The following is a 3,513-nucleotide window of genomic DNA, read 5'->3' as shown; positions in this document are numbered from 1 at the left end:
ACTTATCAGTGAAAAACTACCTATTAAGCAACTCTTTAATAATATACTTATCAGTGAAAAACTACCTATTAAGCAACTCTTTAATAATATACTTATCAGTAAAAAACTACCTATTAAGCAACTCTCCAATAATATACTTATCAGTGAAAAACTACCTATTAAGCAACTCTTTAATAATGTATTTGTCAGTGTCATCTATGGATTTGGTTAAAAATAAGCCAATGATGTAAACAACCAGTCCTATTGGAATGGCCAACCATAATGAAACTTTTAGGAAATACAAAACAGCAGCTAATATCAAACTAGAAAAAACTAATTTAACAGCTGTTTTTACCATTGAAAAGTCTGGTTTGTATTCTGTTTTTGAAATTGAATACATCATGAGAACCAAAATCAATATTTCACTCAATACAGTAGTAATTGCTGCACCATTATAGGAGAAAATAGGTATCATGATATAATTTAAAACAATGTTAAATGCAGCGGCCACAACATAGATTTTGGTTACCTCCAGTTCCTTTCCAATTGAATTAAGCAAGGATGTTGCAACACCATTGATAAATAAAAATACAACTGTCCAAATCAATATCTGCATTACAGGAGAAGCTAAAGCGTATTCACTGCTATAAATCAAATTAATGATATAAGGGGAATAGAAATAAACTCCAATTGAAATAGGCAACAATATCAGCAGAGAATACTTAAAGGACTGTTCAAAGCTTAGCTTAAGCAAATTACTGTCTTCTGTATACAATTTGCTCATCAATGGGAATATTACATATTGGTAGATTACATAAAATGCGGCAAAGACAGAAACAATCTTGTATGCAGAATTATAGATTCCAGTTGCATATTCCCCAGCCAAGAACTGAATCATGACCACATCTATTGAAAAGTAGACTGTGTAGAAGAAAATGCTTAAACCGAATGGAATTGACCTTTTGGCAGTTATTTTCCAAAATTCCCAATCAAATTCAAATTTTGGAAGCCCACAATGTTTTTTCATTTTTATCACCATATGGACTAAAAATATTCCATAAGCTAAAGTATAGGACAAAGCAATAGCAATTAAACCTAAATCAAACCATACTGAAATTAAAGAGAAAATTAATAAAAACAAACTAGATATTATCTCCCCAATAGAATTGTACTTTTGGTTTTCATAAGCTTGGAATACACCACCAATAAACTTAATCATACAGATAAAAATGGTTTCCAGAGATATTAAAAGAGTTACTTCAATTACCAGTTTATTATAGCCTAACAAATACAGCAATATTGCTGTAACAAAAAACAAAACAATGGATAGAACTATTTTAAAAGGAATGACATTATTTATATACTTTTGAGTCTTGGACTTATCCTGGGACAGTTCCCGTGTGGCAAATGTACTCATGCCAATATCCGTACCCATTCCAAGCAAAACGGTAAATGAAATGGCAAATGAGAGAATACCATAATCATTTACTCCAAGGTAACGGGCAATGAGTATTGTCCATAAAAATGCACAGACATTAACTATTACCTGAGAGGAAGTCACCCAACTGATGTTTTTAAATAATGTTTTAATTTCACTCATAGTAACCCTGATTGATTTAAATAAATAAAAAACCTATTAACTTAAAATAAATTGAACCATTAGTAACCATAAATTAAAAAAAATAAAATTATTTATAAAAGAGATTGTGTATTTTCTCTTCCAATCCTTTTCCTACAGACTTTTTAAAGAAATTAAAATACAAAAACTGATAAGCTTTCCTAAGTACGACATTATCTGCCAAAGCCATTCTAAATCTTAGTTTAGTACCTAAATAATAAATAGGACATTCCTTAACCTTTAAATCATTATATTCAATCCAGACATTGAAAATGGCTTCTGAAATAAGTCCAAATACACGAGGATATTCATCAACATCTATTCTTTCTTCAACCCCTTCAAGAATGGGAAAAACCCAGGAACAATATTCGTTGATGAGTTCCCTTGGAGCAATAAACATGTTATAATTGGAAAAACTGGATTGATTCAACATCATTTCATATGTTTCAAGATATTCCGGAGACCTTGATTTGATAACATCACGAGTTATTTCCAATGCATGATACAAATGATGCCCCTCATAGGTTTCCCAATAGGATCCCTTAATCAAATCTGTCTTTTTAGGAAGAATAATATCAAAATCAGACAAATAATCAAGTATTTCATCTTTTTCAATAAGCTTTCCATTCTTTCCCTTAAAGTAACGCCTGTAATGACATAATCCAATTACATCAGCATCACAAGCCTTCCACATCCAATATAAACCTGTCAATTCACAATAGTCCTTATTCTTTGAGGAAATATTGTCTTCACACCCATCATCACTTGCAAAACCAAGATTATCCTTACCCTTTCTGCCTACAAAAAGGGGAGTGTAAACATCATCATTTCTGATTTCACAAATAGCTTCCTCACTATGTGAAATAACATACAATTTAAGATTTTCAGACATATTAAAAACCTGATTAACGTCTCATATCCTTGTGGAGCAAACCCATATAAATATGAACATAAGCCCATCTGACTATCCATCTTTTTACAATCCACATATGGACATTAAGTCTAAATCCATTTACCTTAAGTTCACTTTCCTTTACTCTAAGGTTTTCCTTATCCATCCAAACATCAAAGAGCCTTTCAGTTAAAAATCCATAAATTCTCTTTTGATAATCGTCATATCCTGTCATGTCAACTCTTTTTTCAACTTCAGCAAGTATTGGAAATACCCATTCACAATATGGTGCAATCACCTCTTTTGGAGCTATAAACATATTATAATAATAAAGATCCTTGCCCTTTACCACTTTCTTATAGCTGTCAAGGTATTCAGGACATTGTTCACCAATTACCTCCTCGCATAAATCCAGATCCTTTGCATAATTCCAATGATCATAGTCCTCATAAACTGAACCTAAAAGAGCTGTTGTCTTTTTTGGAAGAATGATATCATATTCCTTGAATATTTTTTCCAAATCCTCACGTTCCAAACGTTTTCCAAGTCTCCATTTGGCAAAATAGCGTCTGTAGTGAACAAGACCAATAATATCTGCAGGACTGTTTTTCCACATCCAGTACAATCCGGTAAGTTCACAATAGGATGAATTCTTGGAAGAAATGTTATCTCCAGTGTCATCACTGCAAAAACCTAAATTGTCCTGACCGTTACGACCTACAAAAAGAGGGGTGTAAATGTCATTGGCATCAATATCCCTGATATCTTCTTCACTGTGTGAAACAACATAAACTTGTATATTTGAATTAGACATGATTTAATTCCTAAAAATTTGAAAAGAAATTGATTTTTGTTCGTTATATCAAAATATAACGAAGTATTGTGGTTTAAAAAAATCATTTTAAAGTGAGTTTAAGTTATTTAAGTAATTAGTAAAGTTTATTTATGAAAAAATAGTATTTTTAGAAATTTTAAAATTAAAAAAAACAGATACTAAAATTTTTTATAGTTAAATTTATAAAGT

3 protein-coding genes are annotated in these 3,513 nt (G+C 31.0%); all 3 read right to left on the bottom strand.

What is annotated here, in order from left to right; all coding sequences use genetic code 11:
- Positions 1 to 151 precede the first annotated feature (151 nt).
- A complete protein-coding gene (locus Q0138_RS02390) occupies positions 152 to 1,579 on the bottom strand; it encodes a flippase (RefSeq protein ID WP_297980430.1) in 1,428 nt (475 codons plus the stop codon).
- Between the two features lie 88 nt (positions 1,580 to 1,667).
- Entirely contained in the window at positions 1,668 to 2,489 is an 822-nt protein-coding gene (locus Q0138_RS02385) for a DUF4422 domain-containing protein (RefSeq protein ID WP_297980427.1), read from the bottom strand.
- A gap of 13 nt (positions 2,490 to 2,502) precedes the next feature.
- Positions 2,503 to 3,303 carry a DUF4422 domain-containing protein gene (locus Q0138_RS02380; RefSeq protein ID WP_297980424.1) on the bottom strand — a complete coding sequence of 267 codons (801 nt, stop codon included), beginning with the start codon at positions 3,301 to 3,303 and terminating at the stop codon, positions 2,503 to 2,505.
- Positions 3,304 to 3,513 lie beyond the last annotated feature (210 nt).

This window comes from uncultured Methanobrevibacter sp. (genome assembly GCF_937906425.1).
Taxonomy (GTDB): domain Archaea; phylum Methanobacteriota; class Methanobacteria; order Methanobacteriales; family Methanobacteriaceae; genus Methanobrevibacter.
The sequence above is the reverse complement of the archived record's forward strand: the minus strand, read 5'-3'. Positions and strand labels throughout refer to the sequence as shown.

Excerpts from the sequence above, each read along its gene's own strand:
- Q0138_RS02390 (WP_297980430.1), bottom strand. The coding sequence starts at position 1,579 with ATGAGTGAAATTAAAACATTATTTAAAAACATCAGTTGGGTGACTTCC.
- Q0138_RS02385 (WP_297980427.1), bottom strand. The coding sequence starts at position 2,489 with ATGTCTGAAAATCTTAAATTGTATGTTATTTCACATAGTGAGGAAGCT.
- Q0138_RS02380 (WP_297980424.1), bottom strand. The coding sequence starts at position 3,303 with ATGTCTAATTCAAATATACAAGTTTATGTTGTTTCACACAGTGAAGAA.